The sequence below is a fragment of the Fictibacillus sp. Mic-4 genome, assembly GCF_049843615.1.
In the GTDB taxonomy this organism is placed as follows: domain Bacteria; phylum Bacillota; class Bacilli; order Bacillales; family Fictibacillaceae; genus Fictibacillus_A; species Fictibacillus_A gelatini.
This window is the reverse complement of the sequence record NZ_JBBHZM010000021.1, coordinates 1-23,768: the sequence shown is the minus strand read 5'-3', so window position 1 is coordinate 23,768 and position 23,768 is coordinate 1. Positions and strand designations below refer to the sequence as shown.

Annotated in this window: 26 protein-coding genes and 1 pseudogene; 24 read left to right on the top strand and 3 right to left on the bottom strand. The window is 41.8% G+C overall.

Annotated features, from left to right (window positions below):
* Window positions 1-92 precede the first annotated feature (92 nt).
* The gene (locus WD019_RS13755; protein WP_425711859.1) at window positions 93-725 is read right to left on the bottom strand and encodes a YigZ family protein; all 633 of its coding nucleotides are present in this window, start codon (window positions 723-725) and stop codon (window positions 93-95) included.
* 326 nt (window positions 726-1,051) lie between these two features.
* On the opposite strand from WD019_RS13755, the gene WD019_RS13750 reads away from it, so the two are divergent.
* The gene (locus WD019_RS13750) at window positions 1,052-2,206 is read left to right on the top strand and encodes a sensor histidine kinase (protein WP_026679196.1); all 1,155 of its coding nucleotides are present in this window, start codon (window positions 1,052-1,054) and stop codon (window positions 2,204-2,206) included.
* Window positions 2,207-2,208: 2 nt separating this feature from the next.
* Window positions 2,209-2,934 carry a response regulator gene (locus tag WD019_RS13745; protein WP_281172208.1) on the top strand — a complete coding sequence of 242 codons (726 nt, stop codon included), beginning with the start codon at window positions 2,209-2,211 and terminating at the stop codon, window positions 2,932-2,934.
* A gap of 216 nt (window positions 2,935-3,150) precedes the next feature.
* Here WD019_RS13745 and WD019_RS13740 read toward each other — a convergent pair whose 3' ends face one another.
* Complete coding sequence (locus WD019_RS13740; protein WP_425711858.1) at window positions 3,151-4,827, bottom strand: PAS domain S-box protein; 1,677 nt, start codon at window positions 4,825-4,827, stop codon at window positions 3,151-3,153.
* A 331-nt stretch (window positions 4,828-5,158) separates the two neighbouring features.
* On the opposite strand from WD019_RS13740, the gene WD019_RS13735 reads away from it, so the two are divergent.
* The 15 genes and pseudogenes from WD019_RS13735 to WD019_RS13665 all read left to right on the top strand — a co-directional run bounded on the left by WD019_RS13735 (window position 5,159) and on the right by WD019_RS13665 (window position 16,475).
* A complete protein-coding gene (locus WD019_RS13735) occupies window positions 5,159-6,010 on the top strand; it encodes a DegV family protein (RefSeq protein WP_425711857.1) in 852 nt (283 codons plus the stop codon).
* Between the two features lie 149 nt (window positions 6,011-6,159).
* Complete coding sequence (locus WD019_RS13730; protein WP_425711856.1) at window positions 6,160-7,662, top strand: DEAD/DEAH box helicase; 1,503 nt, start codon at window positions 6,160-6,162, stop codon at window positions 7,660-7,662.
* A complete protein-coding gene (locus WD019_RS13725) occupies window positions 7,659-8,369 on the top strand; it encodes a ComF family protein (protein ID WP_425711855.1) in 711 nt (236 codons plus the stop codon). The genes WD019_RS13730 and WD019_RS13725 overlap by 4 nt, the downstream gene beginning before the upstream one ends.
* Window positions 8,370-8,688: 319 nt before the next feature.
* Window positions 8,689-9,093 carry a TIGR03826 family flagellar region protein gene (locus WD019_RS13720; protein ID WP_425711854.1) on the top strand — a complete coding sequence of 135 codons (405 nt, stop codon included), beginning with the start codon at window positions 8,689-8,691 and terminating at the stop codon, window positions 9,091-9,093.
* A gap of 128 nt (window positions 9,094-9,221) precedes the next feature.
* The gene (locus tag WD019_RS13715) at window positions 9,222-9,485 is read left to right on the top strand and encodes a flagellar biosynthesis anti-sigma factor FlgM (protein WP_026679189.1); all 264 of its coding nucleotides are present in this window, start codon (window positions 9,222-9,224) and stop codon (window positions 9,483-9,485) included.
* 1 nt (window position 9,486) lies between these two features.
* Entirely contained in the window at window positions 9,487-9,954 is a 468-nt protein-coding gene (locus WD019_RS13710; protein WP_425711853.1) for a flagellar protein FlgN, read from the top strand.
* 24 nt (window positions 9,955-9,978) lie between these two features.
* On the top strand, window positions 9,979-11,517 hold the full coding sequence (gene flgK, locus WD019_RS13705; RefSeq protein ID WP_425711852.1) for a flagellar hook-associated protein FlgK: 1,539 nt from the start codon (window positions 9,979-9,981) through the stop codon (window positions 11,515-11,517).
* A gap of 10 nt (window positions 11,518-11,527) precedes the next feature.
* Window positions 11,528-12,412: a flagellar hook-associated protein FlgL gene (flgL, locus tag WD019_RS13700; protein ID WP_425711851.1), complete on the top strand. Its 885-nt coding sequence runs from the start codon at window positions 11,528-11,530 to the stop codon at window positions 12,410-12,412.
* Window positions 12,413-12,467: 55 nt separating this feature from the next.
* The gene (locus WD019_RS13695; RefSeq protein WP_026679185.1) at window positions 12,468-13,025 is read left to right on the top strand and encodes a DUF6470 family protein; all 558 of its coding nucleotides are present in this window, start codon (window positions 12,468-12,470) and stop codon (window positions 13,023-13,025) included.
* Between the two features lie 21 nt (window positions 13,026-13,046).
* On the top strand, window positions 13,047-13,490 hold the full coding sequence (gene fliW / locus WD019_RS13690) for a flagellar assembly protein FliW (protein WP_425711850.1): 444 nt from the start codon (window positions 13,047-13,049) through the stop codon (window positions 13,488-13,490).
* 2 nt (window positions 13,491-13,492) lie between these two features.
* Window positions 13,493-13,714, top strand: a complete 222-nt coding sequence (csrA, locus tag WD019_RS13685) for a carbon storage regulator CsrA (RefSeq protein ID WP_425711849.1) — start codon at window positions 13,493-13,495, stop codon at window positions 13,712-13,714.
* Window positions 13,715-13,854: 140 nt separating this feature from the next.
* Window positions 13,855-14,061: pseudogene (locus WD019_RS13680) on the top strand (flagellin); the annotation flags it as partial.
* A gap of 338 nt (window positions 14,062-14,399) precedes the next feature.
* Complete coding sequence (locus WD019_RS13675) at window positions 14,400-15,392, top strand: flagellin (RefSeq protein ID WP_425711848.1); 993 nt, start codon at window positions 14,400-14,402, stop codon at window positions 15,390-15,392.
* Window positions 15,393-15,712: 320 nt separating this feature from the next.
* Window positions 15,713-15,847, top strand: a complete 135-nt coding sequence (locus WD019_RS13670) for a flagellin (RefSeq protein WP_425711847.1) — start codon at window positions 15,713-15,715, stop codon at window positions 15,845-15,847.
* A 442-nt stretch (window positions 15,848-16,289) separates the two neighbouring features.
* Window positions 16,290-16,475 (top strand): hypothetical protein, encoded by a 186-nt coding sequence (locus tag WD019_RS13665; RefSeq protein ID WP_425711846.1) that lies wholly within the window; start codon window positions 16,290-16,292, stop codon window positions 16,473-16,475.
* Between the two features lie 406 nt (window positions 16,476-16,881).
* Here the strand turns inward: WD019_RS13665 and WD019_RS13660 are convergent, their stop codons facing one another.
* Window positions 16,882-17,874: an endonuclease gene (locus tag WD019_RS13660; protein WP_425711845.1), complete on the bottom strand. Its 993-nt coding sequence runs from the start codon at window positions 17,872-17,874 to the stop codon at window positions 16,882-16,884.
* A gap of 155 nt (window positions 17,875-18,029) precedes the next feature.
* On the opposite strand from WD019_RS13660, the gene WD019_RS13655 reads away from it, so the two are divergent.
* The 7 genes from WD019_RS13655 (at window position 18,030) to WD019_RS13625 (ending at window position 23,572) form a co-directional block, all read left to right on the top strand.
* Window positions 18,030-19,982: a hypothetical protein gene (locus WD019_RS13655; protein ID WP_425711844.1), complete on the top strand. Its 1,953-nt coding sequence runs from the start codon at window positions 18,030-18,032 to the stop codon at window positions 19,980-19,982.
* Complete coding sequence (locus WD019_RS13650; protein ID WP_425711843.1) at window positions 19,979-20,275, top strand: EscU/YscU/HrcU family type III secretion system export apparatus switch protein; 297 nt, start codon at window positions 19,979-19,981, stop codon at window positions 20,273-20,275. Before WD019_RS13655 ends, WD019_RS13650 begins: the two co-directional genes overlap by 4 nt.
* Window positions 20,276-20,312: 37 nt before the next feature.
* Window positions 20,313-20,750: a YaaR family protein gene (locus tag WD019_RS13645; protein WP_425711842.1), complete on the top strand. Its 438-nt coding sequence runs from the start codon at window positions 20,313-20,315 to the stop codon at window positions 20,748-20,750.
* A gap of 147 nt (window positions 20,751-20,897) precedes the next feature.
* Window positions 20,898-21,236, top strand: a complete 339-nt coding sequence (gene flaG / locus WD019_RS13640) for a flagellar protein FlaG (protein ID WP_425711841.1) — start codon at window positions 20,898-20,900, stop codon at window positions 21,234-21,236.
* Between the two features lie 17 nt (window positions 21,237-21,253).
* The gene (locus WD019_RS13635) at window positions 21,254-22,780 is read left to right on the top strand and encodes a flagellar hook-associated protein 2 (RefSeq protein WP_425711840.1); all 1,527 of its coding nucleotides are present in this window, start codon (window positions 21,254-21,256) and stop codon (window positions 22,778-22,780) included.
* Between the two features lie 40 nt (window positions 22,781-22,820).
* On the top strand, window positions 22,821-23,222 hold the full coding sequence (gene fliS / locus WD019_RS13630) for a flagellar export chaperone FliS (RefSeq protein ID WP_425711839.1): 402 nt from the start codon (window positions 22,821-22,823) through the stop codon (window positions 23,220-23,222).
* Complete coding sequence (locus WD019_RS13625) at window positions 23,222-23,572, top strand: hypothetical protein (protein WP_425711838.1); 351 nt, start codon at window positions 23,222-23,224, stop codon at window positions 23,570-23,572. The genes fliS and WD019_RS13625 overlap by 1 nt, the downstream gene beginning before the upstream one ends.
* Window positions 23,573-23,768: the final 196 nt, after the last annotated feature.

Sequence of the window (23,768 nt, the reverse complement as noted above, 5' to 3'; positions counted from 1 at the left end):
CTCGCCACTCCGGTTCTTACGTAGGAACTACTACGTTTCAATCCTCGTGGACTTCGGAGCCTTGAACTTCCTGGTTCTGTTTGTCCTCCTTTTTAAACTAGAGATTCAAGATATTCCTGTTCACCTAAATCAACTTCCGCCTGGGCATTTGTTAAGTCCGTTACCCACTCTTTGAAATGGTCGACTTCATCAATAGGGACATACGATTCAAATTCGACGTGTTCAAGATAATGAATGTCCTTAATTGGATAAGGGGAAGAGCGGAACTCGTTTTCTACTTTTCCGAGAAGGGGGTATTCAATTTTCGTATGCACGACTTGCATAAGCTTGCGTTCGACCACTCCAACCGCATTTAATGCCTCGCTTACAGATTTGCCGTAGGCGCGAATTAATCCGCCGGCACCAAGTTTAATGCCGCCGAAATAACGGGTGACAACAACGACGACGTCTTTTAACTTTCGCTTTTTCAGCACTTCAAGCATGGGAACCCCTGCCGTCCCGCTCGGCTCCCCGTCATCATTCGCTTTTTGGATTTGATCCTGCTCGCCGATTAAATAAGCGGAACAGTTATGGGTCGCATTATAATGTTTTTTCTTGATCGATTGGATAAATTGAATGGCTTCTTCTTCCGTTTCGGCTCTTGCGATGTGCGCAATAAATCGAGATTTGTCGATAATCAGTTCGTGTTCACCAGTCGTTTTTATAGTAAAATAGTTTGATAACATCGGAAAACTCCTCTTAATTCCTTCTTAATAAAAACTTAAAACATTTTGCATGTAACCGTGCTAAGCTAATTATAAGAGAACAAAATTACTTTAGCAATTTTGTTCAAAAACACAGACATAATATTCCTCAAATTAACGAATGTTCTATAGATGGATAAATTCGCCTGAAGGGATAGGGAGAATAGTGTATATCTAATAGTAAATAAATGATAAAATCATAGTATAAAAGTTATCGGTCCGTTTACTAATGAAACATTCCTCCTGTAACTTTCTCCTTATAAAATTTACAATTTTTATGTTTCAACGGTTAAAATGGAGGGTATTACATGTCAATAAAAACACAAATTGACCCTAAAGTGCTTGACGGTATTCTTTTGAAAACGATTGAAACCGTCAAAGAAAGCAAAACGCAAATTTTTGAAATTAGCGAACATTCCCGAAATGAGTTTATCCACTTATCAAAAGAACTTGAGGATGTTAAGAGAAAGGTCATTGAAACGATTGAAAAAGCTGATAAATTAGAAGCGCTATCGAAACATTCACGTTCCAAATTAGCCGAAGTGAGCAAACATTTTCAAAGATATGGGGAACAGGACATTCGCGAAGCTTATGAAACGGCAAACGCCATTCAAATTGAAATGTCCGTCATCAGGCAGACGGAGAAACAGTTGCGTGAAAAACGCGATGATCTGGAGCGAAGATTGATCGCATTAAAAGAAACCGTTGCCAAGGCGGAGGCGCTTGTTGGACAAATTTCGGTTGTATTAAATTATTTAAGCGGAGACTTGATTAAAATTAGCGAAATCGTTCAGGATGCCCAGCAAAAACAAGAGTTTGGCCTGCAAATTATTGAAGCGCAGGAAGAGGAACGAAAGCGCGTCTCCCGTGAAATCCATGACGGGCCTGCTCAACTAATGGCAAACGTCCTCATTCGTTCAGAATTAATCGAAAGAATTTACCATGAAAAAGGAAAAGAGGCAGGCTTTGAAGAAATAAAAGGGTTAAGGGAAATGGTTCGGGCTGCCTTGAAGGAAGTCAGGCGAATCATTTACGACCTGCGTCCGATGGCCCTTGATGACCTCGGGCTTGTTCCGACATTGCGGAAGTATTTAAGGAACACAGCGGAAAACACTGGTTTAGACATTGAATTACAGTCATTAGGAAAAGAAAGGCGAATGCCGAATAAAATGGAAATTGCCTTGTTTCGCCTGGCGCAAGAAGCTGTTCAAAATGCATGTAAACATGCCGAAGCTTCAAAAATTCAGGTGAAAATTGAATTTGGGCCAAAGGCGATTTCTTTATATGTCAGGGATGACGGCAAAGGATTCGATACTTCCCAGTCAAGGAAAACAAACTCTTTCGGGCTGATCGGCATGAGAGAGAGAGTGGACCTTTTAGGAGGAACATTAAAAATTAATTCACGCGTAAATTTTGGTACTGGCGTTTTTATTCAAATACCAGTAAGTGATAGGGAGGGTTAACCTTGGCAGAAATAAATACATTAGAAAACAATGCCCCTGCTCAGGAAAAAACGACCATTGCAATTATTGATGACCATCGTTTATTTCGCGAAGGGGTCAAGCGGATTTTAGACATGGAGGAAGAATTTTCTGTCGTTGCAGAAGGAGATGATGGAATCGAGGCTGAAGAGATCGTGGAACAGCACCATCCGGATGTTGTATTAATGGATATTAATATGCCAAAAGTAAATGGGGTTGAAGCAACAAGACGCCTTGTCGAAAAAAATCCGGACACGAAAGTCATTATTCTTTCCATTCATGATGACGAAACATATGTATCTCATGCCGTTCAAACAGGAGCTTCTGGATACCTTTTAAAAGAGATGGATGCCGACTCGCTCATTGAAGCAGTAAAAGTAGTAGCCGATGGCGGCGCTTACTTACATCCAAGAGTTACATACAATCTATTAAATGAATATCGCAGGATGACAACCGAACAGAAGGAAGAGCATATCGACCTTGAAGAAGTAGAATACCGCAAGCCGCTCCATCTTCTCACACGGCGTGAATGCGAAGTGCTTCAATTGCTGGCAGATGGAAAGAGCAACCGGAGCATCGGCGATCAATTGTACATTAGCGAAAAGACAGTCAAAAACCATGTAAGCAACATTTTGCAAAAAATGAGCGTCACCGACCGTACGCAGGCCGTTATTGAGGCGATTAAAAACGGCTGGGTGAAGATGCGCTAGATAAAACCAAAGCCTGGCTCTTGCCGCGGGAGCCAGGTTTTGTAGCATCAGAAACTTGAACGTTTTTTATATTGGATAATCGTAGCGTTTCTTCGTTTGGCATCCCGGACAATGCCGTGATTTTCCTGTCGCGTGGACATAGCGACAGGCAATGTGATTGTAACGGCAGTTCCTTTATTTTCTTCACTGGCAATTTTTATTTTGCCATTATGATTTTCAATGATTTTGTAGCGTTCCTTCAGGTTTGGTCGTAAAAAAAGGCTGACCGAGCTGTGAAATGTTTTCTTTTGGAATGCCTACTCCTTCATCGATCACATGAATCGTTACGTTTCTATCTTTTTCTTGATCCACAATTAATTGAATCGTGCCTCCATCTTTCATCGCTTCAATGGCATTTTTAATCACATTCATGAAAACTTGCTTGACTTGATTTTCTTCACAAACAACGGAAATAGTTTCATTTGGACAGCGGAAATCGATTTCAATGTTTTTTAAAACCGCCTGTGTATCCAGGATCGCCTTTACACTCTTAAGAATAGAGATAATATCTTTTGGCTGCATAATGGTCATATGTGGTTTTGCAAGCACCATAAATTCACTGACAATAAAATTAATGCGCTCAATCTCATCGAGCATAATTTTTAAAAACTTCTCATTTTCCGGTTCGGAACTTCTGGCAAAAAACATTTGTGTAAAACCTTTTAACGTAGTAAGCGGGTTACGAATTTCGTGTGCAACGCCCGCCGCCAATTCACCGACTACCGCAAGTTTTTCCGATTGGCGAACAAGTTCTTCCGCCTTTTTAATATCGGTAATATCTTTTACGATTCCGATCACGCCTATGGTTTCTCCATTTACGACATGAGGCACACTTGTCGCTTCCAGATCGATCAATTCCCCGGCAAAATTCGTTACCGTAACGGTCTGTTTGCTTGTTTCTCCATTCAATACTTTTTTAAATGCTTCTTTCGTTTTTGAACGATTCTCGGGATCTTTAATAAACAAGGTATAATCAGTATTTTTAAATTGTTCAAAAGGCCGGCTGCACAATTGTTCAAAGGCACGATTGCATTTTACAATTCTTCTCTTCCGGTCAAGGATAAATACACCGTCTGGGTTTAAATCAATAAACGATTGATATCGATTTTCGCTCTCTTGTAAATTCAGGCTTTTCATTCGAAGCTGTTTATCACTAATGTATCCAAGCGTAAATAACAATACGACAAACAACGACGCAATCGTTACAACTAACGTTAAAAGCAGGGAAATATTTTCGACGGCCGGATCAAGCACTGTCAAATAAGGCTGCATCTCATCTATAGAAAGTGAAATTTCTCCTACATAATGCATGCAAACAATGCCGATTGTAAAAAATAACCCATTCGTGCCAAGCTTTGCAATAGAACGCTCACGGTTTAAGGACTGTTGCTTTAAAGCGACCCATAAAAAGAAGAAGCCAATGATGATCGAAGCGAAGAAATCAATTGGATGATGTCGTATAGGATTCGGGCTGAAGATTGACATATCCATGGAATGAATGGCCAGGTTACTTATGGTTATAAAGCAGGCTGCTAGTAGAAGATAAATAGGAGAAGATAGAGAGGATGCAAAGAAGGTAAACGCTACATAGCTGCAAGCTGTAACCAAAAGTATAGAAAGCATCAGCATTGGAAAAATGTAACCCGCCCGCTGCATGGATTGCTCGAATGCTACAATAGAAATGAATTGAAACGACAAGAGCCCAATGGCCATTGTAAGGGCCGCATTTATTTTCCATTTCTTGCGGCACTCTTGTTTCTCTTTACTTCTTGATGCAAAATCGAGCGCAACACAAGAATAAATATACGAGATAAAGATGGACAATGCTACAATGAACTGATTATGTTCCATCATTGAAAAAACCTCCGCATTGATTACTAATCATTTATAAAAACTAGGACTTTTTAACTATTTCGCCTTTCCCGTCACATACTCCTGCTTTTTGTCGAAATTTTATAAATGAAACCCAAATTTGCAGGGAAATGACAATATTAAGTAGAATCATGATGTAAGAAAAGCCGATTTCGTGTAAACTATGGATGATTAAAAGAAAGTGTTCAAAAAGGAAGACAAATAGGAGCTAGCTGACGCAGAAAATCGAACGTTTATAAAGTTCGACTAAAGACATCACGTCCTGTGAACCTCCGGACTTTTTGAACATCCTTTAAAAGGAAAGGAATTGAAAATGACCAAAACAGCGATTATAACAGACAGTACTTCCTATATTCCGGAATCCATTCGCAAACAACTAAATATTTTTATGGTTCCGCTGACCGTTACGATTGGTGAAGAAACATATAAAGAAGAAGTCGAGTTAACGAAAGATGAATTTTATAAAAAGATTGGAAAAGAAGGAGCGCTGCCAAAATCTTCACAGCCGCCAATTGGGGAACTCGTTCAATTGCTTGAGGAACTAGCGAAAGACTATGATGAAGCGGTCATGATTACACTATCGAGCGGCATAAGCGGAACGTATCAAAGCGCTGTCAGTGCAGCCAATATGGTCGATACGATTAAACTGCATGTGTTTGATTCGGAAATCAGCTGCGCCCCGCAAGGATTTTACGTATTAAAAGCAGCAGAGATGGCGAAGAACGGAGCGACTGCCGAAGCGATAATGGACGAACTTCAGGCAATGAAAGAACGGGGAGTGTACGGCTACTTTGTTGTAGAAGATTTAAACCATCTTCATCGCGGCGGACGGTTAAACGCGGCTCAACTACTCGTAGGGAACTTGTTGCAAATTAAGCCGGTTCTCGTATTTAAAGATAAAAAAATCGTCCCATTCGAAAAAATCCGGACGAAGAAAAAAGCGATCAAGCGAATTTTGGACATTGTCGGCAGCACCGTTACGCCCGAAGACGAGTTTACAATCAGCATCGTTCAGGCGGAACGGGAAAACGAGGCACGCGAAATCGCTGAGGGCATTCAAGAAAAATACCCGAAGGCACAGCTGTCCATCGATTATTTCGGCCCGGTCATCGCCACACACGTTGGCGAAGGAACGATCGGAATTTGCTGGTATAAACACCACTAATAAAGCCCGGGCAAATGCTATCTGTCGTTTGTCCGGGTGCTTAAACAACCACGGCATTTAACCTCACATTATTAATCTTCAATGAAACCATTATAGCAATCAATCGGATGATTCTAACGTTTATTAAACTTTCATTGGAGTGATGAATCTTGAGATTTGTTTCCTATTTGGATAAAGGCAAAGTGATGGTTGCCCCCGAAGGCCTTGTTTCTATTGAAAAAGCAAAAAGCCCACCGGTTTCCTTTCATTTGCTTCCTCCATTTCAACCCGAACCTTATAATGAAAGCTTTAAACCGAACCCGGACTTACAACAACACCTCTTTGGAAAACTCCTCCTGTTTGATGAAATTCCCTTTTCACTCGAAGACATTCACACACATTTCCTAAACGGCTGTGTAACATATGAAAAAGGCATTATTGAAAACAATGGACGGTATTCATGCAGACGGTGCGGGAATTGCGAAAAGCATTTGTTTGCTTCTTTTGCCTGTTTTCGCTGCAAGGAAGAACAATGTGTCTATTGCCGGAAATGCATCATGATGGGGCGGATCAGCCAATGCACCCCGCTTGTCAGATGGATTGGCCCATCTTACCCAGGTGGACAAAAGAAAAGCCTGCTCAATTGGAACGGGGAATTGTCCAGTGCGCAAAGGGAAGCTTCACGGCAACTTGCAGACAGAATTGGGAAAAGAGGCGAGTTTTTAATCTGGGCAGTATGTGGCGCGGGTAAAACGGAAGTGCTATTTGAAGCTGTTGAAAAAAGCCTCTGTATGGGGCAGAGGGTTTGTATCGCCACACCGAGAACGGACGTCGTTTTGGAATTGTTGCCAAGGCTAAAGGCCGTATTCCCGCAAACGAACGTGATCGGGTTATATGGCGGAAGCGAAGAACGAAAGGAATTTGGACAGCTTGTCATTTCAACAACACACCAGCTGCTCCGCTATGAACAGGCGTTTGATTTTGTCGTCGTAGATGAAGTCGATGCGTTTCCTTTCTCCTTTGACAAATCGCTTCAGTTTGCTGTTCAAAAAGCGAAAAAAGAAGAGGCGACACTTGCTTATTTAACGGCAACACCTTCTACTCAGATGAAAAAACGGATGCAAAAAGGCGAACTGGACTTTATTAAAATTCCGCGCCGATATCACGGTTTTCCATTGCCAGTCCCGAAAATGAAATGGTGCGGCAATTGGCAACGGAAATTAAATCATAAAAAATTGCCAGAGCCAGTAGAAAGTTGGGTGAAACAACAATTAGAAAAAAGGCGGCAAGGGTTTCTATTTGTCCCAACGATTCCAATTTTGCAAACCATCACGGAACATTTACAAACGTTCGATCCGCAGATTGAAGGGGTACATGCGGAAGATCCGGAGCGAAAAGAGAAAGTTGAACGTTTCCGAAAAGGAGTCATTCCGATCATTGTAACAACAACGATTCTTGAACGAGGGGTGACGGTTCCGTTTACCGATATCGCCGTTTTAGGCGCTGAAGATGACGTGTTTACCGAAAGTGCCCTCGTGCAAATATCAGGCCGTGCCGGAAGAAGCAAAGATGACCCGAACGGTGAAGTTATTTTCTATCATTACGGGAAAACGAATGCGATGATTCAGGCGATCCGGCATATTGAATCGATGAATAAGGAAGGGTTTTTGTGAAACATTGTTTGTATTGTGATCAATTGTATATTGACGAAGTAAGCTGGAGATTTTTCCTCGGCTTAAACGAAGAGACGACACTTTGTTCAATTTGCCGGGGTTCATTACAAGAAATTCATGGAGAAATATGTCACTGTTGTGGACGACCTTTGTCGTTATTTCCTGAGAAATATCGACAGGACCAACTTTGTTACGATTGTGTACGTTGGGAAAAAGAAAAGAATTGGCAAGGACTGCTTACGAAAAACCGCTCCCTTTATATTTATAATGATCATTTAAAAGAAATGATTGCCCGGATTAAATATAGAGGCGATGCAAAATTGATCGAAGCTTTCCAACTCCCCTTAAAAAAACTTTTCAAAAAACATTTCAAGGACTACACTGTCGTCCCTATTCCTTTAAGTGAAAAACGCCATTATGAACGCGGTTTTAATCAGGCGGAACTTCTGGCAAGACTTTTAGATGTTCCAGTAATGAACGCTCTTGTACGAACCATTCATGAAGAAAAACAAAGCAAGAAATCCCGTGCCGAACGGATCGCCATTAAACACCCGATCTTTCGTATGGTCGAACAACAATCCGTACATTCGAAAAACATTTTATTAATCGATGACGTATATACAACGGGCTCCACCTTGCGTCAGGCTGCCCTCGCATTAAAAGAAGCAGGCGCAACAACGATATGTTCGATCACACTGGCGCGCTAAACTTTTTTTGAAAGTTTCCGATAATTAAAGTAAGTGTGGCGGAACAAAGTATTGTTCCACATTAATAACCTTTAACGTTTTTCAAATGGGTGAAAGTATAAGAAAAACAAAGGCGCACGCTTGGAAATTGGCGGCAATCCAGTTTTTCTTATGAAATGAAAAGTGAGATATATGATTGGCATTTGACCAATGTATATCTTCTTTCCATTTCAAAAAAGGGGGGAGAGCCAACAGTGGTTAGCCACACACCCGTTGGCTCATTGGATCAAAACTATTCATTTTTATATAGAAAAAGGCACTAAAGGAGCGTCTTTCAAAAATGGGAGAATTGAAAAACTGTCCGGAATGCGGGAACTTATTTGTCCAGGTATTAAGAGATGTTTGCGATGATTGTTTTAAAAAAGAAGAAGAAATGTTTGACAAAGTGTACCGTTTTATAAGAAAAAGCGAAAATCGCAAGGCCACACTTTACCAGGTCCATCAAGCAACGGAAGTCCCGGAAGATAAAATTACGAAATTTATTCGCCAGGGCCGGATTCGCGTTGTCGGATTTCCAAATCTTTTTTACGAATGTGAAACATGTGGTTCACCGATTCAGGAAGGACGGCTTTGTTTCAACTGCAAAAAAGAGATCACGAAAGGCCTTGAATGGATGAAAACGGAAGAAGAGAGAAAAAGGGAAGAACAACTAGGACAATCGTACCATATCGATAGGCGCCGATAGACCTATTTTTCATTCAGCAACTAAAGATAGCAGAAACAAAACCGATACTATGTATGAGAACCGCAGTATCGGTTATTTGTTTTAAAAGCCCGGGCAACGCTGGAAGTTGTTCGAAAGAGGTGATCGTTTTGAAAATCAACCATTATAATACAGTGAATCTTAATCCGTATAGAAAGCAAATGAATCAATCCTTGAAACAGAAAGAGGATGTAACAATGCAAACCGATAAGCTTCATATTTCGAAAGAAGCAAAAGAACTCCAATCTTCCTATCTCTATGAAACCAAACGGAAAGAACGGGTTCAACAGATTAAAGAGCAAGTGCAATCCGGAACTTATGTGGCAGACATTCATGAAACGGCACAGAAGTTTTATAAGTTTTGGGTGAATTAAAATGACAGTCATGACATTACCGATTGAATCGATCCTTGATCGTTTGCTCACATTACATCAACAACTAAATAAGCTAGCCGTTCAAAAGACTGATAGTTTGAAAAAAGGGAACATGAAGCGATTAGAAATGTTGATGGCCGAAGAAGGGACACTTGTCAAAAATCTCCGTCAGTTGGAACAAGAACGTATAACCGTTTTTGGCAATAAAACGATTAGCCTTCTATTGGAAGAGCTACAAGAAGACGAGAGAGAACGAATCTCTCAACTTCAAGAAAAAGTAAAAGCGGAATATTTACTTTTAAAAGAGAGAAATGAACTGAACCAGCAATTAATTGAGCAGTCGCTTCAATTTGTCCATCTATCCATCGACTTGCTTTTGCCGGAGCCAGAACCGGTAACATACGGCAAGCCGCAAAAGAAAGGCTATGAGACAGCAGTCGGACAATCTTTTTTTGACTCAAAAGCTTAAGCAATAAATGAGGGGGTAACGACGATGATTTCAACATTTAGCGGGTTGGAAACGGCCAGACGCGGCATGATGAGCCAACAATCCGCACTATCCACGACCGGACATAATATTGCCAATGCCAACACGCCGGGATTTTCCCGGCAACGCGTCAATTTCCAGGCAACGTCCCCATATCCCGGTGTCGGCATGAATCGTCCGGCCATTCCGGGACAAGTCGGCACTGGAGTTGAAGCCGGCTCAATCCAGCGCGTCCGTGATTATTTCCTGGATCAGCAATACCGCGGAGAAGCGAATAAGCAAGGGTACTGGGAAGCAAAAAACGATGCGCTTGCCCGAATGGAAGATATTATGAACGAGCCAAGTGATGAGGGGCTTTCGAAAACGCTAAATCAATTCTGGCAGAGTCTTCAAGATCTCTCGGCGAACCCACAGGACAGCGGGGCACGCTCGGTCGTCCGCGAACGTGGGGAGGCAGTTGCCGATACTTTTCGCTACATTAGCAACTCTTTAACAAATATCCAGCAAGATCTCGGCGACCAAATCGGGGTGACGGTGAAGGACATTAATTCCATCCTTGACCAGATCAGCTCGATCAACCGACAAATTAGCGAGATCGAGCCGAACGGCTACTTGCCGAACGATTTATATGATGAACGGGACAACCTCGTTGACCAGCTATCTTCATTATTGAATGTAAAAGTGGAAAAAAATACAAGTGGCGGAAACGCCTTGCCGATCGCGGAAGGCACGTACAATATTTTTGTTATGGACAGCCAGGGAAACAAAACGTATTTAGTCCAGGGAAATACAGTGAACCGCCTCTCGGTTCAGCCGAGTGACAGCAACGGAAACCCGACTGGCCCGATTGCGGAAATCGATTGTAACGGCCAGAAGCTTGACATCGACTTTACAAAACTAGCAGACAACGATACGTTTCAAGGGAAATTAAGAGGTTTAATTGAATCGTATGGCTATACCGATGGCACGGCGGTAAAAGGGCATTATCCTGACATGCTGAAACAGCTTGATTCAATGGCAAAAGCCTTTATTGAAAAATTTAATGACGTTCACCGCCAGGGATACGGATTGTCAAAAACGAGCCCGAACACGAATACAGGAAACGACTTTTTTTCGGGCACAACTGCAAAAGACATTCAAGTGGTCATTGATAAAGATCACCTTGATCATATTGCGGCAGCTCTGCCGGATGCTTCCGGCAACGTATTTTCTGGAGATGCGAGCAATGCCAAAAAATTGGCGGATGTCAAAAATAATACACTTACAATTGATGGAAATACGACGACGATTCAGAGCTATTACGAAAGTGCGATCGGAAGAATGGCCGTTGATGCGCAAAAAGCGAATCGCCTCGTGAAAAATTCAGAAGTGCTCGCCCAATCCGTTGATCATAAGAGGCAATCTGTCAGCGGTGTATCGCTTGATGAAGAAATGACAAACTTAATTCAATTCCAGCATGCCTACAATGCATCGGCCAGAATGATCACGACGGTCGATCAAATCCTGGATAAAATCATTAACGGCATGGGCGTCGTCGGAAGGTAGGTGGAAAACGATGCGTGTAACACAAAGCATGTTAACAGGGAATATGCTGCGCAATTTAAGCAACAGCTATGAACGGCTAGGAACGTATCAAGACCAGCTGGCAACGAATAAAAAAATTACGCGGCCGTCCCAGGACCCGGTCGTGGCGATGAAAGGGATGTCATACCGGACCAATCTGACGGAAATTGAGCAATACAAACGCAACTTTTCCGAGGCGTACAATTGGCTGGAAAGTTCGGACGATGCGCTCGATAAAGCGACAAGCACGCTTCAGCGGATTCGCGAGTTGACCGTTCAAGGCAGCAACGGAACATACGAAGAAAATCAAAAGAGCGCCATCGCCACTGAAATCGGTCAATTGAAGGAACAGCTCATTTCCATCGCCAATACACAGGTGGCGGGCAAATACATTTTTAACGGAAACGATACGAACAACCCTCCGGTTACAGTTGATGCATCCGGCAAAATAACGGCTTCTACAAATCAAAATGAAGTGAAAATTGAGCTGTCAAAAGGAATTGAAATCGGGGTCAATATTAATCCAACCCACGTCTTTTCCGATGGGCTGTTTAAAGACCTCGACAATTTGATCAATGATTTGAATAGCACAAGTCCATCGAAGCCGATTGGCGACTATTTGAAAGATATCGATAACCGGATCAATGCCGTGCTGGGCGAACGGGCTGACCTCGGGGCACGGACGAACCGCATTGAATTAATGGAAGATCGGATTGACGGCCAGGTTGTCATCGCAAACCGCATTCTCTCTGACAATGAAGATGCCGACATGGAAAAGGTCATCATGGACTTAACCACCCAGGAATCTGTCCTCCGCGCTGCACTCGGGGCCGGCTCCCGCGTCATCCAACCGTCATTGCTTGACTTCTTGCGATAAAAGGAAAGAGCTATCCTCCAGTGATAGCTCTTTCCCGTATGAGGAGGGAAGTAGCTTGCATATACCTCAACTGCGTATGGAATCAACGAAAGCGCAAGTACAATTAACAATTACGAAACCGATTCAAGAGATGGAACAGCCGCCGGCCGAACTTTCGATCGAACAGCCGAAAGCGGAATTGAAGATTGACCGGACACCGGGGAAGTTAACGATTGATCAAACAAAGGCATGGGAAGATATGGACTTAAAGCATATTTTCCGGCGGATTGAGGAATTTGCGCAGAACGGCCATCGAGATTGGCTGGAGGGGATTGCCAGACGAGCCCGGCAAGGCGACGAGCTGATGCGAATTGAAAACGGCGGCAACCCGATTAAAGCACAGGCGAAAGAAAATAGCGAAAAGCCAGTGCATGAATTCAATATCGGTTTTATTCCTTCACCGTTCAGTGTAAAAACGAATTACGAACCGGGCAGACTGGATATTGAATGGGAAACCTATCAAAAACCGGTGATTAACGTACAAGTCCATCAACCGAAGCATAACTATACGCCGGGCACTGTTCACGTGGAAATGAAACAATGGCCTTCGTTGAAGATTGAAGTGTCCGGCTAAAAAATGTAAAGTGGTGAAACGATGAAACTGCAAACAAAATTTCAAGAGGAAATAGAGATGAATGAAAACGACGTCGTAACATTTGAAAACGGCATTCCCGGATTTGAAGACGAAAAAAAATTTATCGTCCTGCCATTGGAAGATTCGCCATTTTCCATCCTCCAATCGGTAACGACAAAAGAATTGGCTTTTGTCATGGCAGACCCGTTTTCTTTTTTTAAAGACTACGAATTCACGTTGCCGGACAGCGTCATCGAACAGCTTGACATCCATAGCGAGGAAGACCTGTTTATCCAGGTGATCATTACATTAGGGGAGACCTTGCATCAATCAACGGCGAACTTGCAAGCGCCTGTCATTATGAATAAAAGAAACAATAAAGGGAAGCAAGTCGTATTAAATGACGCGAACTATACAACCAGGCACCCGATCAAGATGGCTGCCCCTGCCGGACAGGAGGGGTAACGATGCTTGTCCTAACTCGAAAGCTAAAAGAAGCGATCCAAATCGGAGACGACATTGAAATTACGATCCTTGGAGTCGAAGGGGAACAAGTCAAGCTCGGCATCAACGCCCCAAAACATGTCGAGATTCACCGGAAAGAGATTTATCTGGCCATCCAGGAAGAAAACAATAAAGCCGCCAATCCATCAGCAGCATTAATCAACCAGCTAAAAACTTTAAAATAATAGTAAAGAATAACGAAAAAAAGACGATATAAAGAATGTACAAACAAGAAAGATGGTTGACGGCCGCAATCGTCTTTTTTGTTTGAAATCTTTCCAACCACAAGGACGTGGGCGGACAACCATTCAAGGAGGAAAAGAACATGAGAATTAATCACAACATTGCTTCATTGAACACATACCGTCAGCTTTCAGCTAACGGTGCAGCAGCTTCCAAAAACTTGGAAAAGCTTTCTTCCGGTCTTCGCATCAACCGTGCCGGGGATGATGCAGCAGGACTAGCAATCTCTGAAAAAATGCGCGGACAAATTCGTGGATTAGACATGGCGTCTAAAAACGCTCAAGACGGTAAAGTTGAAATGCCGCACTAAGCAGTAATGTTTAGTTGAAAACTCCGTGAATTCGGTGAAACCCCAAACCAGCATGAAGCGGATGGTGGGCAATACCGAGCCAAGCCTGATGAATCGGTAATGGGGTAGTCAGGAAGGTGTGACGGTCAGGTGGTGAGGAACCGTACCAATAACCCACCCAAGAGCGCGGAGCATCCATAATTGGATGAAGATATGACCTGAACTTTATGGAAACATAAAGAAGCTGCGGATAAAAAGCCACTGCGATAACATATTTGATTTCTCTAATCCAAACAGCAGAAGGTGCACTTAATGAAACTCACAGCATTCTTCAGCGTATGCGTGAATTGGCGGTTCAATCTTCAAATGATACTAATACACTAGATGATCGTAAAGAAATTCAAAAAGAAGTTGAGCAGTTAAAGTCCGAAATTAATCGTATTTCTGACACTACCGAGTTTAATACTCAAAAACTATTAAATGGCAGTTTAGGTGCGGTGGGTAATTCAAGTGACTCTGCAAACGTAACTGTATCAAGTGTTACAGGTCTGAAAACTGGGGATTATGGTGTAACAGTAAATGTTCAGGCTAAAAAAGCTAGTGCAGCAGCAGGTTCTCAAAGCTTTGCTAGTGCTGTAGATGTGAGTGGTATGGATTTAACAATTAATGGAACGAAAATTGATTTTTCTGGTATGACAGCTGCTACGGGAGCGGATGTTATTGCTAAAATTAATAGTTATAGTAATACTACAGGAGTTACTGCTACCTTATCTTCGGATAATGTTAAATTAGATCAGAATAAATTTGGATCAAATGCAACAATCACTTTAGGGGGTAGTGATGCTGCTAAATTCGGTGGCATAGTGACTCCTGGTAAAGATGCTAAGGCAACATTTGTTGATCAAGATGGTGTATCACAACAAGTGACTGGAATGGGGCAAAACGTAAATTATAAGGGTGCTGAATTTGTTGTAAAAGGAGCAGCAAATTCTACTGCAACTATTACAGTAACTGGAAGTGGTGCATCGTTACAGATTGGTGCTAACAAGGATCAAAATATGTTAATCGATATTAATGAGATGAGCACGAATACCCTTGGAGATTCAACCGTTGGATTTGTGAAAGATGTCGATGTCCAAACTCAAGATGGTGCAAATAAAGCTATTGCAACTTTTGACAAAGCAATTCAACAGGTATCTGCAGAGCGTTCTAAACTTGGTGCTTTCCAAAACCGTCTAGAGCACACAATCAACAACTTAGGAACATCATCTGAAAACTTAACAGCAGCGGAATCTCGTATCCGTGACGTTGATTATGCTTTAGCTGCATAGGTAGCGACAAGCACAGTCGTCCTAACTGGTAACGGTTAGTGAGTATGATCGGGTGAATTGCTGGAAACCCCTAAAGCTTTCTACCCCACAACGTAGTTGGAAACGGCAAACGTGACGGGTGAAAAAGAAGAAAGATTGGGTAATCAGCAGCCAAGCTCCTGTCTCGAAAGAGTGGAGAAGGTTCAACGACTAAGAGCCCGCCTAAGGCTTATGCTATGGCGATGATCTCTGTAGGTGACATAAGAGTTGAGAGACCTTATAGATCCGAAGTGCCCGACCCCTACTTTTAACAAGAGGGTGAAGATATAGTCTAGTCATTCATGAAAGTGAATGTTCGCACGATGGCGAAAGAAATGATGGAGTTCACGAAGAACAACATCCTCTCTCAAGCAGCACAAGCAATGTTAGCTCAATCGAATCAAGTACCGAACGGAGTTTTACAACTTCTGCGGTAACTGAAAGAAGGGCGTCTTATCTGGTAACAGGTAGGAGGATCACCGGGTGAATTGCTGGAACGTCCTAAAGTTTTCTCAACCACAACGTAGCTGGAAACGGCAGGCGTGACGGTTTGAAAATGAGGATGATAGATGGATAATCAGCAGCGAAGCTCCTGTGGCGAAAGCCTGGAGAACGTTCAACGACTAAAGAACACGGTCTAAGGTGAAAACTATGACTATGAATCTTGTAGGGTGGCAAAAGCCATTCGAAGTGCCCGGCCCCAATCAAATAGATGGGTGAAGATATAGTCTATTCTGAAGCTGAAAGGCTCAGCGGCAAAGCAAGCCAACCAACAACCACAGGGAGTTCTTCAACTTCTTCGTTAATAGTATTTATCTCAAATTGGGAATTCTAATTTTACTGGAATTCCCTTTTTACACTGATAAGGGGGATGAAGACATGAGTCTTAGTATTATTTTTTGTGGCAAGTGTGCAAGCAATCTGGTTGATAGTGGTTTTGAAACAGAAACAACACTAAAGTGTGTTGATTGTAGTAATAGTAAAGATTTCAAGATAGGGAAAATTAGTCTGGGTGACGATGAAGAAAAAATTTTGGCACTAGCTAAACAGGATGCAATGTTATAAAGGGCAATCCGCAATAACTCTAAAAATAAGTATATATCATAATATTGAACATCCATGTACATGATGTCCAGCCAAAACGGGGCTTCACTCTCTTTGTAGGGAAGTCCTTTTTCTACTTTGGAGGAGGAATCGAAATTATGAAAAATTTTTCTGCAAAACTTGTGAACATTGTTATCATAAAGCTAGTGAAGGAGTAGAGTATTCTACAGAAGAATCACTGTGTGCAAAGTTCAGAAGTTGGCTTCCAATTTTGAAACAGTTTTTATGACTATTTTAAAGCCGAAAAGCTCAGTTGGAAAGCAAGTCAACCCACGATCACAAGAGAGTTCTTTGATTTCTTCGTTAATATTAAGATTATTTGAAAACCCTCTAGATTTTCACTAGATTCTATTTTAAATAAAGTGTATCAAGGGTTATTTGCAACTCTCACTTTGAGAAAGTTGTGTTTATATTTATTGAGAAGATAACATAATTCTACAATCTCACTGATTTTCAAACCTGTTCTTTTCTGACATTTGTCTAATTCGATTAAAGACTTTTGATTAATTCTGATTTGATATGAATTTGTTACACTCTGTTTTAATGGTATGATGTACTTTTGGTAGAAAAGCTGATACGTTTTATCACTATCAAGTATTTCATTTAATCTTGGTAAAATCGTTAATTGTTGGTTTATATCGTATGTAGGTTTATTAATTCTAATTTGTTTTGATAAATAAATTGTTGTTCTTTTAAATTTTGGAAAAAACTTGTTAGCAGGTAGTGGGATCCACATCTTTCTTTTCATTAAAATGTAAGGCCTTACGATGCTTAAAAAGTAAAATATTTGTGGACGGTCATATAATAAAAGTCGATTTTGTCCATCTAATGAAAAAGATAGTCCAAACTTGGATTGAAGTAATTGAATTAAGAAATGGTTTTCTTCGTATGAAAAAGAATCAGTTGATAGTGTAATTTTATTGGGGATACCATTTCCAATTTTTAAATTACCATCATCCTGATACCACCAAGCAAGACATAGAGGGCTCATGACATGATAGAGTAATTTTATAGGGAGAACTTTTTTATTGTCAGGATACCAAAGTTTTTTTAATTCCTTAAAAACTAAAGAGGTTTTTGACTGAACATAATACATCTCTGTAAAACCAGCGTTTACTCTTTTGTCAGTTATTTTTCGATACCGGGGAGAATTTAAAGGAAAATAAACGGAGAGTTCTTTGTAACAATAAAAGCACCATTCTTTATCTTTAACGGAGTGAGAGAATCGGAATCTTGGAGTTCTTTTCGCTTGAATAAGGATATTTCCATCACCAAGTAATTTTCCACATAACATTTCAAGCCCTTCATTTGGCACTTTTTTAATTAATTTGTAATCAGGCAAATTTATTGAATCGTTCAAATTATTCACCTTCCATTGTTTTTATACATTCAGAACAAGTGTTCCTAAATGGATTTTAAAGTAGAACTATTATCAAGTCAACTCGATTTTTTATAAACAAACCCACTTTTCTTCCGATATAACTATTATAAGCAGAACAGGTCGGAGTGAAGTCAATGGAAGTAAGTCAAAAACCATTTGTGATTGCGGCCCACGCTTTGTCTGGCGAAGAGCCTTTAGCGCTCAAGGTTGGGGATGTTTATTCTGCTTCGATTAAGGAGTGGAAATCGGCTCATGAAGCGATTGTGACCATTAAAGGAAATGATGTTCATGTTCAATTTACCTCTTCCGCGTTTCATCCAGACAATGGCACGATGAAGTTGCAGATTCAAGCGATCAAGAACGGAACCATTGAAGCGAGCATCGTCCCGAACGTTTCGTCACGTCTGCAACAAGGGGCATTACCGCGCGGAATGGAGAATTTCCCCGGTTTAGAAGCGGCGTTAACCATTTTGAAACAAAAAGGAATTCCCGTAACGGGAGAAGTGATAGAAGCTGTTGCTACTTTTTTAAAAACAGAAAAAGCGCCATTATCGGCAAAATTGCAAACGATTGAAATGGCAGTCAAAAAAGATATTTCATTAACCGCAAAAAATTTAGAAGCTCTTCATTCGGCATTGAATGGAAGGCCGTTCTCGGAACTGCTCGTCCAGTTGGAAAAAGAACTTCAACGTCTTTCGATTGGACAGGAGAAACCATCGCAGCTTCAATCCCCTGACCAGGAAGTCATGCGTATAACGGACGAAGCCATTAAACAATTCGCAAAATTGGAAAATAGCCTTGCGCGTTCAAGTGGCCCTGGCGATGTTCCTCTTTCTGTTCAAGAAGAACCAGGTCTTCATTCATCTATAAATGCATTGAACGGGAACCGGACAATTGCGACGGAGATGGAGAACGTAACGGCTATTCATAAAAGTGATAATAATGACGTTTTTCCTCTTTCACTAAATGCGAAAGAAGCACCAGCACTGGGTCCTTTCCAATCAAAAGATATAGTGATTCATACCGTGACCGCCAGGCTTTCACGTTTAGCGCAGGATTTTAAACAGATGCAAAGAGAGGTTGTCCGCAGCCTGAACCATGTGGAGCCAATCCTCGGACAGGGGAAAAATGCAGCGGTGCCGGCAAAACAATTGCTTGAGACGGTCATTCAAAAGATTGATCAAAGCATTTTAAAAAGCGACATGATGTTGTTTGCCGATATGGAGACGGAAAAGGCGTTAATGGAGGCAAGCAGCCGGTTGGCGGAAGCGAAGCAATTCGTGCAAAAAGGGGACATGTCGTCTAGCGGGCAAATCGTCAAACAAGTGCAGGCAGAGTTAGAGAAAATCAATTGGCAGCCGGGCATCACGAAAGTGCAGCACTTTGTCGCCGAAGAGCTTTTTAAAGCTCCTTCCCCTTCTTCCTTTTTGCCAGTCATAGACGATGCGGCAGAAGCATCACCAAGGCACATGTTTGAAAAAGTACGCCAGCTCGGCTTCAATCATGAATCCGATGTGGCCAGACATCTCCTTTCAAACAAGGAATCTGCGACGGAACTACCGGAAAATATAAAATCGTCGCTTATTAAGCTGGCGAACGAACAGGTTCATTCAAAAGCAGGCCAATTGGCTGAAACGGCGTTAACCCATCTTGCCGGCCAGCAATTGCTTGCTAAAACGGAATCCAGCGGCATATCCAATTTGCTTTTTCAATTGCCATTTGTCATGAACGATGAAGTGAAAAATGTAAAGATCGTATTGAATTCGCGAAATAGTGGGGAAAAGGTAGATTGGGAGAATTGCAGCTTATATTTTTTACTGGAAACGAAAAAATTAGGGGAAGTCGGAATTACGATTTCTGTCGTCAATCGGAAGCTTTCTATAACCATTAAAAATGACAAAGAGGATGCTAAAGAAAAGCTGGAGCCGCTTGCTAAAGAAGCATCTATAAGATTAAAAGAGATCGGTTACCATGTTTCGAGTATCCAATTTTCTCCGCTGAACGAAAAGAAAGAATCCCCATCTGCTCAGGCGACACACGGACAAGAGGATTACAGCACGGACAAAGGATTGAACATTACGGTATGAGAAGTCAATATTTTAACGCGGTCAATCGGAAAAAAATGAACGGCCCTTCTGCAGCTGTTATTCAATATGATGAGTCATCAGGAAGAGCGCCGAAAGTAACGGCTCAAGGAAGAGGAAAGCTTGCCGAAGAAATTATTAAGCTTGCCCAGAAACATAATATCCCTATTCAGAAGGATGAGTCGTTGATTGGGAATTTGCTCGAGATCGATTTAGGGGAGAGCATTCCCCCTCAATTGTATGCGGTCATTGCCGAGATCCTGCTAATGATTGAACAATTGGAAAAAGAGTATTAAGCTTGAAATGAAATAATGATAAAGGCGTGAAATAGGCATGGATGTACAGAAAATTTGGCGTCCCGGGTTTAATCCACTTCAACCTAAACCCAGCCAGACAGCGGAAAAGGTTTCTTTTGCGGAAGTGATGGCAAAGGGAAGAGAGCAACAAACGATTGAAAAGCTCAATCAGCTCATGACGAAAATCGAAGATCAGGGAAAAGTTTTAGCTGAAAAACGGACCGTCGAGGAACTAAGGAAATATAAACAGCTCGTCAAAGAGTTTTTGGAAGATGCCGTAAAACACGGGCTCAGCTTAGAAGAGCGCCGCGGATATAACCGCCGGGGCCAGACAAAAGTTTATCAAATCGTTCAGGAAGTCGATCAAAAGATTACAAATTTAACAAATGCGGTCGTTGAAGGCCAAAAAAGCAGCCTCGATATTTTAGATGTAATCGGGGAATTGAAGGGATTATTGCTGAATATCTATACGTAAAACGATAAGACAATGCCTTTTCACATATTTAACGGAAGGGCATTGTTTTTTTTTCTTATTTAAATTAGGACTTTCCGCTCATTTAATTTTCCGCCATTTTAACCGATATAACTAGTAGTTCTATTTTTATGCAAGGAGGCAGTCGTGGTGGAAGTGAATCGTGTAACCCCACCCATTTCATTTCAATTGACAAATGAAAGGAATTTACTGACGGAACAGCCAGAAGCCTCAGAACAGCAAGAACGACTGTCGGTACATCCTGGTAAAGAAGACATCGAAAAAATGATTAGCGGTGTGAATCAATTTTTAACGCCGTCGCATACATCTGCTAAATTTGTCCTGCATGAGAAGCTAAACGACTATTACGTTCAAATCGTGGATGACCGGACACAGGAAGTGATTAAAGAAATCCCACCGAAAAAGTTCCTTGATATGTATGCAGCGATGCTTGATTTTATGGGTTTATTGGTGGATAAAAAAATTTAGTCAGGCGGTGAACGAAAATGAGCAACAACATGAGAATTAGCGGTTTGGCGAGTGGAATGGACATTGATAAAATGGTCTCTGACTTAATGAAGGCCGAACGCCAGCCGCTTGATAAATTAACGCAAAAGAAACAAATTCTCGAATGGCAGCGGGATGGCTACCGTGATATGAATAAAACATTAAAGGAGCTGGATGACCTCCTTTTTACAGGCGTTGGCCGACAGGGGAATTTCCTTACCAAAAAGGTGACGAGCACGAATGAAGCAGCCGTTACCGCTACAGCAAGCGGTCTTTCCGGCAACACGTCCGCGCAAATTTCGGTAAGCCAACTTGCAGAGATCTCAACAGGAATATCCGGAACGCTCTCAGCCGATCCGAATGCAAAAATTGACCCGACAAAACCTTTAGACCAGGCAGGGACATTTAGAGATAACAGCTTTGGAACTTCGTTTGAGTTGAAAGTCTTTCAACCCGACGGCACATTTAAAAATTTAAAATTTGATATTGATCCGTCTAAAGATTCCCTTAATGACATTTTTAAAAAAATCAATGACTCTGGTCTCGGGGTTACGGCCTTTTATGACTCACAAACGGATAAAGTTTCCATCTCGACAAAACAGACGGGCGACAATAAAAACGGGGCGGAAATTGAACTGGTCAGTGAAACCGGGGGCAACTTTTTTACAAAAACATTGGGCTTTACATCGACGGCCATTGCCAATACAGGAAAAAACGCTGCGTTTACGATCAACGGTTTGGCGACTGAGCGAACAACCAATACGTTTACGATTTCCAACATTACTTATACGTTAAAACAGGCGAATAGCACGGCGACAATCACGACGACGACGGATACCGATTCCATTTTTAACACGATTAAAAGCTTTGTGGATAAATATAATGAAGTGATCGGCAAGGTCAATGACAAGATTTCCGAAAAACGGTATCGCGACTATCCGCCGCTGACGTCTGAGCAGCGTAAGGAAATGTCCGATAAAGAAGCGGAGCTATGGGATGAGAAAGCAAAAAGCGGGATGTTGAGCGGCGATTCGATTTTATCAAGCGGACTGGCCCAACTGCGCCGCGATATTTATTCATCGGTCAACACAGGCAACAAAGAGATGAACCAGCTTGCCCAAATTGGGATTAAGACGACGAGCGATTATTTGGCGAACGGAAAGCTTGAAATCGATGAAACGAAGCTCCGTGATGCGATTGCCAAGGATCCTGAAAGCGTTATGAAAGTTTTCGCCAATAGAGGAACAACCTATGAAGATAAAGGAATTGCTTACCGGATGCGCGACTCGATCGACGCGACGATGGCCAAAGTCGAACTGAAAGCCGGGAAAAGCTATTCAACGAACCAACAGTTCACGATCGGCAAAAATTTAATTGATGTCGATAAACGTATTTCTGACTTGCAAGAGCGCCTAAAAGATACTGAAGACCGCTACTACCGCCAGTTTACAGCAATGGAGACCGCGATTCAGCGGGCCAACCAGCAAAGCGCCTACTTGATGCAGCAATTTGGCGGCGGGCAATAAGTATCAATTTAAAGGAAGCAACTAGAGGGAGTGGATCGAATTGTCTCTACCGAATCCGTATCAACAATATCAAACGAACAGCGTCCAAACGGCATCACCAGGTGAGTTGACGTTAATGTTATATAACGGATGTTTAAAATTTATCGGCCTGGCCAAAGCGGCCATAAAGGCAAATCATATCGAAGAAAAAAATACAAATTGCCTTAAAGCCCAGAAGATTATTCAAGAGTTAATGGTAACGCTGGACATGGACATTGAAATCTCAAAGTCGCTCATGCAAATGTATGACTATATCCATCGCCGTTTAATTGAAGCGAACGTCAAAAGCGATATTGAGATTTTAGAAGAAGTCGAAGGATACGTAACGGAATTTCGTGATACGTGGAAAGAAGTGATCCAAATCAACCGGAGGCAGCAATATGGTGAAGGCGGCAGGGTGTAATGGGTCCTATTGAAATTTTGCTGGAAGTTTCGCAAAAGCTGTATGGACACGTAAAAAGCGGCCTGCCAAAAGAGAAGCGGGAAGCCTATATTACGAGACTGAACGAATTGCTGGACCAGCGCCAGTCCATTATGGAACAGCTTCCTGAAACGTATTCCGAAAAAGATAAGAAAATAGGATCAGCGATTGTTCAAATCAACCAATCGATCGAACCAATTTTAACCGAACAATTACATGAAATTAAAAATGACATCATTGTAATGAAGCAAAAGAAAAGCAAGTCCGTCCAATACGCCAATCCATACGCCTCCTATAACCCGGACGGGATGTTTTTAGATCAGCGAAAATGAAGATAGAACGGATCATCCTCTATGCAGTGTAGAAGGTGATCTTTTTCTTGTTATACTATTTTTATATTACCAGTGCCCCTTCCGGAATTTTCACAGTTTATATTCAGTTAGGCAACGAATCTATTTTATAAACCCATAGTTTTTAGCGGGGAAACAAAAATAGAAGCAAAAACAGGATCAAACTTCTCTAGTGTGG

Coding starts and splice junctions, on each gene's coding strand:
- WD019_RS13755 (WP_425711859.1), bottom strand. CDS start 725: ATGTTATCAAACTATTTTACTATAAAAACGACTGGTGAACACGAACTG.
- WD019_RS13750 (WP_026679196.1), top strand. CDS start 1,052: ATGTCAATAAAAACACAAATTGACCCTAAAGTGCTTGACGGTATTCTT.
- WD019_RS13740 (WP_425711858.1), bottom strand. CDS start 4,827: ATGATGGAACATAATCAGTTCATTGTAGCATTGTCCATCTTTATCTCG.
- WD019_RS13735 (WP_425711857.1), top strand. CDS start 5,159: ATGACCAAAACAGCGATTATAACAGACAGTACTTCCTATATTCCGGAA.
- WD019_RS13720 (WP_425711854.1), top strand. CDS start 8,689: ATGGGAGAATTGAAAAACTGTCCGGAATGCGGGAACTTATTTGTCCAG.
- WD019_RS13710 (WP_425711853.1), top strand. CDS start 9,487: ATGACAGTCATGACATTACCGATTGAATCGATCCTTGATCGTTTGCTC.
- flgK (WP_425711852.1), top strand. CDS start 9,979: ATGATTTCAACATTTAGCGGGTTGGAAACGGCCAGACGCGGCATGATG.
- flgL (WP_425711851.1), top strand. CDS start 11,528: ATGCGTGTAACACAAAGCATGTTAACAGGGAATATGCTGCGCAATTTA.
- fliW (WP_425711850.1), top strand. CDS start 13,047: ATGAAACTGCAAACAAAATTTCAAGAGGAAATAGAGATGAATGAAAAC.
- csrA (WP_425711849.1), top strand. CDS start 13,493: ATGCTTGTCCTAACTCGAAAGCTAAAAGAAGCGATCCAAATCGGAGAC.
- WD019_RS13675 (WP_425711848.1), top strand. CDS start 14,400: ATGCGTGAATTGGCGGTTCAATCTTCAAATGATACTAATACACTAGAT.
- WD019_RS13670 (WP_425711847.1), top strand. CDS start 15,713: ATGAAAGTGAATGTTCGCACGATGGCGAAAGAAATGATGGAGTTCACG.
- WD019_RS13665 (WP_425711846.1), top strand. CDS start 16,290: ATGAGTCTTAGTATTATTTTTTGTGGCAAGTGTGCAAGCAATCTGGTT.
- WD019_RS13655 (WP_425711844.1), top strand. CDS start 18,030: ATGGAAGTAAGTCAAAAACCATTTGTGATTGCGGCCCACGCTTTGTCT.
- WD019_RS13650 (WP_425711843.1), top strand. CDS start 19,979: ATGAGAAGTCAATATTTTAACGCGGTCAATCGGAAAAAAATGAACGGC.
- WD019_RS13645 (WP_425711842.1), top strand. CDS start 20,313: ATGGATGTACAGAAAATTTGGCGTCCCGGGTTTAATCCACTTCAACCT.
- WD019_RS13635 (WP_425711840.1), top strand. CDS start 21,254: ATGAGCAACAACATGAGAATTAGCGGTTTGGCGAGTGGAATGGACATT.
- WD019_RS13625 (WP_425711838.1), top strand. CDS start 23,222: ATGGGTCCTATTGAAATTTTGCTGGAAGTTTCGCAAAAGCTGTATGGA.